The 6,665-nt window shown below is 52.3% G+C and carries 6 protein-coding genes; all 6 read right to left on the bottom strand.

Annotation, left to right across the window (positions count from 1 at the left end; all coding sequences use genetic code 11):
• Positions 1-35: 35 nt before the first annotated feature.
• The 6 genes from ACYX4J_RS05195 to ACYX4J_RS05170 all read right to left on the bottom strand — a co-directional run bounded on the left by ACYX4J_RS05195 (position 36) and on the right by ACYX4J_RS05170 (position 6,643).
• Positions 36-1,268, bottom strand: coding sequence for an aspartate kinase (locus ACYX4J_RS05195; RefSeq protein ID WP_413662880.1), 1,233 nt, complete (start codon positions 1,266-1,268; stop codon positions 36-38).
• A 132-nt stretch (positions 1,269-1,400) separates the two neighbouring features.
• Complete coding sequence (gene alaS, locus ACYX4J_RS05190; protein ID WP_476178024.1) at positions 1,401-4,010, bottom strand: alanine--tRNA ligase; 2,610 nt, start codon at positions 4,008-4,010, stop codon at positions 1,401-1,403.
• Positions 4,011-4,082: 72 nt separating this feature from the next.
• Positions 4,083-4,430 carry a histidine triad nucleotide-binding protein gene (locus ACYX4J_RS05185; RefSeq protein ID WP_413662882.1) on the bottom strand — a complete coding sequence of 116 codons (348 nt, stop codon included), beginning with the start codon at positions 4,428-4,430 and terminating at the stop codon, positions 4,083-4,085.
• A 4-nt stretch (positions 4,431-4,434) separates the two neighbouring features.
• Positions 4,435-4,620, bottom strand: coding sequence for a Trm112 family protein (locus ACYX4J_RS05180; protein ID WP_108734085.1), 186 nt, complete (start codon positions 4,618-4,620; stop codon positions 4,435-4,437).
• A gap of 139 nt (positions 4,621-4,759) precedes the next feature.
• Entirely contained in the window at positions 4,760-5,593 is an 834-nt protein-coding gene (locus ACYX4J_RS05175) for a lysophospholipase (protein WP_476178023.1), read from the bottom strand.
• A 39-nt stretch (positions 5,594-5,632) separates the two neighbouring features.
• Positions 5,633-6,643, bottom strand: a complete 1,011-nt coding sequence (locus tag ACYX4J_RS05170; RefSeq protein WP_282933751.1) for a class I fructose-bisphosphate aldolase — start codon at positions 6,641-6,643, stop codon at positions 5,633-5,635.
• Between the last annotated feature and the right edge of the window lie 22 nt (positions 6,644-6,665).

The raw sequence follows: 6,665 nt of genomic DNA, 5'->3' as shown, positions 1-6,665 counted from the left end.
GTTTTTTCCGCCTGCAGGCCGGCTATAAAATCTCGTTACCTTTCTTTGTCTGAAAGCTCAAATTCGCTATGCAGCGCTCGGACAGCCAACTCTAAATAACGCTCGTCAATAATCACTGAGATCTTAATTTCAGAAGTAGTGATCATTTGGATATTAATATTGTCTTCACCCAGGGCACTAAACATACGACTAGCCACATTTGCATGTGAACGCATACCTACGCCAACAATAGAAACCTTGGCGATCTTGTCGTCTGTGATCACCTCTCGCGCACCAAGTTCCGCAGAAACTCGCTCTAAAACATCGCGAGCCTTACCTAAATCATTGCGGTGAACAGTGAAGGTGAAATCAGTCGTGCCATCGACAGCACTGATATTTTGAACAATAACGTCGACTTCGATATTTTCAGCGCCGACCGGTGCCAGGATTCGGCATGCAACCCCAGGGGTATCCGGCACTCCACGAATTGTCAGTTTTGCTTCATCGCGATTAAACGCGATACCGGATACAACTGGCTGTTCCATATCGTTATCTTCCTCATCCAGGCTAATCAGGGTTCCGTTACCCTCTTCAAAAGTTGAGAGTACGCGCAGGGGAACCTTGTATTTACCGGCGAACTCTACGGCGCGGATCTGCAGAACCTTGGAGCCAAGACTGGCCATTTCCAACATTTCTTCAAATGTGATTCGATCGAGTCTGCGTGCACTGTCGACCACTCGAGGGTCAGTGGTATAGACCCCGTCCACGTCGGTATAAATCTGGCACTCGGTAGCATCTAACGCCGCAGCTAACGCCACACCCGTCGTGTCAGACCCGCCGCGCCCAAGTGTGGTGATATTGCCGTCGTCATCCACCCCCTGAAAACCAGCCACAACTATGACTTTGCCTTCATCGAGATCGGTGCGCATTCGCTCCACATCGATACTTTGAATGCGAGCTTTGGTATGAGCATTATCCGTAAGAATTTTTACCTGCCCACCCGTGTAGGAACAGGCGTCATAACCACGCTTCTTCAGAGCCATGCTCAAAAGGGCAATTGTGACCTGCTCTCCTGTGGAAACCAGAACATCCAATTCTCTGGGATCTGGTTTTTCCTGGATTTGATAAGCGAGATCAATCAGGCGATTAGTTTCACCACTCATGGCAGACAAAACGACAACCATGTCATGTCCCTGAGCGCGAAACGCGGCGACTTTATCGGCCACAGCTTCAATTCGCTCAATTGAGCCAACTGAAGTCCCGCCATACTTCTGCACGAACAAACTCATAACTTACTGTGTTTCCTTAGCTCCACAATAAGTACGCTTCCTGCCCAACTCGTGCAGGCGCGCACTTAATCACCAAACCTCTGCGAAATCAACTCAACTACGAATTCAGACCACGAATTTGACAAAACTTAACTAGTTTAAGGATTGCTCAATCCAATTTGGCACTTCTTTCAGCATATTAGGGAGCGCGGACACATCGGTTCCACCACCCTGGGCCATGTCTTTTCGACCGCCACCCTTGCCGCCCAGTTTCCCGGCAGCAAAGCGCATAAGGTCACCCGCAGAAAGACGATCTGTCAGGTCTTGGGTCACTGCGGCAACCAAAGCCACCTTTTCGTCTCCCGGAGCCGCCAGCAGCACCACGCCACTGCCCAGCTTATTCTTCATTTGATCCGCCAGATCTCTCAGTGATTTGGGGTCAGCTCCATCAATAGAGGTTGCCAGCAACTTAAAGCCCGCCAACTCAATGGCCTGAGCGGAAAGGTCTCCGCCAGCACCACTGGCCAACTTGGTTTTTAACTGGGCAATCTCTTTTTCCAGTTTTCGATTGTTAAGCAGCAACTGTTCAACTTTGTCAGCCAAGGAGTCCGGACGCGCCTTAAGCAGAGTCGCTACATGCTCCAGACGCTGCTGCGCCTGATCAAACAAAGACATTGCGTGAGCGCCAGTAACCGCTTCGATTCGGCGCTGGCCGGAAGCAATACCGCTTTCCCCAACAATGCGAATCAAACCAATATCACCGGTGCGCTTCACGTGAGTACCGCCACACAACTCAACGGAAAAAGCCTTGTCATCGGTTTTGCCCATGGAAAGTACACGCACAGTATCGCCGTACTTTTCGCCAAACAGAGCCATAGCGCCCATCGCTTTTGCAGACTCAATATCGGTTTCGTGAGTTTCAACTGGGGTATTTGCGCGAATTTGGCTATTAACCAGGGATTCAATCGCGTGCAGTTGCTTTGCCGTTACGGCTTCGGGGTGGGAGAAGTCAAAGCGCAGGCGCTCGGAGTCCACCAGGGAGCCCTTCTGGGTGACATGCTCGCCCAGCACTTTGCGCAAGGCGGCATGTAATAGATGGGTTGCAGAGTGATTCAGGGCGGTGGATTGACGAACATCTGCAGATACGACTGCCTCAAGGGTTTCGCCCACAGCGATGCCCCCCTTCAACACCTTACCAGTATGCAAATGGTGCGCGCTCTGCTTGGTGCAATCACGCACTTCAAAGCGGGCATCACCGGAACTCAAATAGCCACTATCACCTACTTGACCACCGGACTCTGCGTAGAAGGGGGTCCTATCCAGAACAATTGCACCCTCTTCACCGTCTTCCAGGCGCTCAACCTGCTCACCACCTTTGACGATGGCCAACACTTTGCCTGTTGCCTCGGTCGCGTTGTAACCGAGAAACTCTGTAGCCCCTTCCAGTTCGAGGACGTCGGTATAGTCCTGTTTAAATTTACCGGCAGCGCGAGCTCTCTGGCGCTGGGCTTCCATAGCAGCTTCATACCCATCCATATCCAGGGATAGATCGCGCTCACGGGCAATATCCTGGGTTAAGTCTGTCGGGAAGCCGTAAGTATCATGCAGAGTAAATACCAACTCACCGGGGATCTCACTGCTTTCGAGGGAAGCCAGGGCATCCTCTAGCAGCGCCATTCCCTTATCCAGAGTCTTCGCAAACTGCTCTTCCTCTTTGCGCAGCGCATTCTCAATCAGCTGCTGCTTTTCACGCAGCTCCGGGTATGCGTCACCCATCTGCTCGGCAAGCGCTTCTACCAGCTTGTAGAAGAAGATATCTTTGTGCCCAAGTTTGTGGCCATGGCGCACTGCGCGGCGAATAATGCGGCGAAGTACAAATCCACGGCCTTCGTTGGAAGGCATTACGCCATCGGCAATCAGGAATGAACAAGAGCGAATATGGTCGGCGATCACTCGCAGGGATTTCTCTTCCAGGTCGCTGCAGCCAACCACTTCTCCCGCCGCTTTCAGCAGCGCTTGGAACAAGTCAATTTCATAATTGGAGTGTACTCCCTGCATTATGGCGGCAATACGCTCCAGCCCCATGCCGGTATCCACTGAGGGCTTGGGCAGTGGGTGCAGTTCACCATCAGCGGTGCGCTCATACTGCATAAATACCAGGTTCCAGATCTCGATATAGCGATCAAGGTCGTCATTATCGGAACCGGGAGGGCCGCCGGGCACATCGGCACCGTGATCGTAGAAAATCTCAGAACTTGGACCGCAGGGACCAGTGTCACCCATCTGCCAGAAGTTATCCTCGTCGAGACGGGAGAAGCGCTCGGCACTCACTCCCATTTCCTTCAGCCAAATATCAGCGGCTTCATCATCGCTGATATGTACGGTTACCCAGAGACGCTCTTCCGGCAAGTTCAATACTTTGGTCAGGAACTCCCAGGCAAAGCGAATCGCTTCGCGCTTGAAGTAGTCGCCGAAGCTAAAGTTACCGAGCATTTCAAAAAACGTGTGGTGCCGTGCGGTGTAACCGACATTTTCAAGGTCGTTATGCTTGCCTCCTGCACGTACACAGCGCTGTGAACTGGTGGCGCGATTGTAGGAACGCTTTTCCTGCCCCAGGAAGGTGTCCTTAAACTGCACCATGCCGGCATTGGTGAATAACAGCGTCGGGTCATTGCCCGGAACCAGGGAGCTGGAGGGCACAATGGCATGGCCCTGCTCAGCAAAATAATTCAGAAAGGCGTCGCGAATCTGTGCGCTTTTCATCCGGCGTAATTCCACTTCGTTAGTTGAGTTTTATTTGATTGGCGTCAGTGACACGGTGTCACTTCTGTTCCACTACTGTGCCAGCCCCTGTTCGGGCATTCTTTTTTGGGCAAGCAGGTGAACATGCAGGTGAAATACGGTTTGACCTGCGCTTCGACCGTTATTAACTACCAGTCGATAGCCCTCGAGCCCCAGCTTGCGCCCCAATTCTGCCGCCAGCCACATCAGGTGGCCGAGCAGGGATTTATCCTCAGCCTGTGCCGCGGATAAATTCACTAGGGGTTTGCGTGGGATAATGAGGAGATGGGTCGGCGCTTGTGGCGCGCGATCCTCAATAACGACACATTGGTCGTCCTCGTAGATCATCTCAGCAGGGATATCTCCCGAGATAATTTGACTGAAAACGCTGGGTTCACCCATTGGTTTACTTTTCCAGCTTCTCCTCGGCTGTCAGCTGCCGCGCTTCAGATTCCAGCATTACCGGTATACCGTCTCGCACCGGATAGGCTAGACCACTGGCCTTGCAAACCAGCTCCTGTGTGTCCTCTCGGTATTCAAGCGGCGCTTTACTCACCGGACATACCAACAGGCTCAGCAACTTTTTATCCATGTTCCACCCCACTATTTTCCCTCGGTAATACTTCCGATGGGCAAAAATGACCGCGTATCATACAATGCTTCATACGCTTTTACACGGTATTCGCCATAGCTTCTGCTGCGCCACCTGCTGGCTTAGCGCTTTTTTACCCTTATATGACAGAAGCAGTCTCTACTGAAACAGAATTGAGATGGCTAAGTAGCAGCTCCCGGGCTAAACGCCCCTCCTCTATTTCATTAAATACCTCGTGGTAAGACCTTGAGAAACAGTGCAACTGCTTGTTTTTTGACCCTACCTGTCCAAACCACTTGCGACTGAGTTCCACATCGACAATATGGTCTGATTCCGGCAATAACAGAAGGCAAGGCATAGATATCCCATCCAACCGGCCAGATAAAAACTCCCGCTCCTGCAAAAAAGTCTTAAACCAGCGCAGAGAGATGCTGTGATGTACAAGTTCATCACTGACATACCGCTTGACCACATCTGGACTACGAGATATCCACTGACTATTTATCTGGCTGGAAAGAGCCAACCCCGGAAGCCAGCGAGCCAAAAATAGCGCGAGCCATAACAGAAGGCCTTTGGGCTCACTTTTACCGCGAAAGCCCGGTGCAGAAAGATTTAAGCTGTCGACAGATTTATATCGAATAGCACAGCCACAGGCGATAACAGCTCCCATACTGTGGCCAAGAAGATGCATCCCAAGTCCGGGGTTTCCACTTTTTACCAAGGAGATAAATTCATTTAGATCCTCACTATAAAGTGCAAAATCCTCAATATCCCCGCGCTTCCCATCCGACAATCCATGGCCATAATGATCTAGGGCATAGACACTGTACCCTGCTCGATTGAGGTCCTCCGCCAGCTCACTGTAACGCCCACTGTGCTCTCCCAACCCGTGAGATATAACTACTACACCCACAGCTTCTTCTACCCACCAGCGCCGGTAATACAGCGTCACTCCCCTGGTGACAAACTCCATTGCAATCTCCTTATTGATTATTATTTTGCTAGCTATTTGCTATTCCAGGGTTTCGCGGTACCTGCCCAGCATGGCCAAATGATTCATGCGGGACCGTTTAAGTAGCGCTTCCTGGGCTGCTTCAACATTCTCCGGGCGCCCTTGCCAAGCAGCGAGTGCTGGCTCTTGTAGTGCGCGCCCATAGGAAAAACTCAACTGCCAGGGGCCACCACCCTGCTGATTCATTGCATTGAGATTAGCTGTGGCCTCTTCTGGCCCCTGCCCCCCGGAAAGGAAGTTAATTCCCGGCACTGCTGCGGGGACCGTTCGCCGCAAGCTGCGCAGGGTGTATTCGGCCACCTGCTCAGGATCAGCCGTTTCCGCCTCCGCACCTGGGGTTACCATACTGGGTTTGAGCAACATCAGCTCCAGTATTACCCCGTGCTGGTGGAGGGCGTGGAACACAGAGTGCCAAACCCGCTCATTTACCGCCGCACTGCGCTCTATATCGTGCTCACCGTCCATCAGAACCTCTGGCTCGACAATAGGAACCACCCCTTCGGCCTGGCATACCGCTGCATAGCGGGCCAACATCTCAGCATTTGCGGTAAGCCCCAGGCGCGTGGGGTTGTGATGGCCTATAGGATAGACTTCACGCCACTTGGCGAAGCGAGCTCCTTGCTTTTTATATTGCTGCAAGCGCTCAGACAACCCGTCCAGCCCGTAGGTGATCATATCCCCAGGCGCTCCAGGCAGAGGGCCCTTGCCCTTATCCACCTTAATGCCCGGCACTATCCCCTGTGACGCAGCCACCTCCGGCAAGGGCTGACCCTCGGCATCTTTTTGCCCCAGAGTTTCCTCGAACAAAATAACGCCACTGACACATTCACCCAACCCCTTACAGGACAGCAGCGCAGCACGGTAGTCGCGCCGGTTTTTCTCGGTGGAATCCACTCCAATCGTGGCAAAGCGCTTTGCAATAGTGCCGCCACTCTCATCGGCAGCCAGGATGCCTCTTTGACCATCGACCAAAGTTGCTACAGTTTCCTCCAGCATATCGATATGTGACATCTCTACCCCTCCCTTAGGTTAT

The organism is Microbulbifer sp. ABM4_008 (assembly GCF_056311705.1).
This window is presented reverse-complemented; position numbering and strand designations above follow the sequence as displayed.

Excerpts from the sequence above, each read along its gene's own strand:
- ACYX4J_RS05185 (WP_413662882.1), bottom strand. The coding sequence starts at position 4,430 with ATGGGTGAACCCAGCGTTTTCAGTCAAATTATCTCGGGAGATATCCCT.
- ACYX4J_RS05175 (WP_476178023.1), bottom strand. The coding sequence starts at position 5,593 with ATGGAGTTTGTCACCAGGGGAGTGACGCTGTATTACCGGCGCTGGTGG.
- ACYX4J_RS05170 (WP_282933751.1), bottom strand. The coding sequence starts at position 6,643 with ATGTCACATATCGATATGCTGGAGGAAACTGTAGCAACTTTGGTCGAT.
- ACYX4J_RS05195 (WP_413662880.1), bottom strand. The coding sequence starts at position 1,268 with ATGAGTTTGTTCGTGCAGAAGTATGGCGGGACTTCAGTTGGCTCAATT.
- alaS (WP_476178024.1), bottom strand. The coding sequence starts at position 4,010 with ATGAAAAGCGCACAGATTCGCGACGCCTTTCTGAATTATTTTGCTGAG.
- ACYX4J_RS05180 (WP_108734085.1), bottom strand. The coding sequence starts at position 4,620 with ATGGATAAAAAGTTGCTGAGCCTGTTGGTATGTCCGGTGAGTAAAGCG.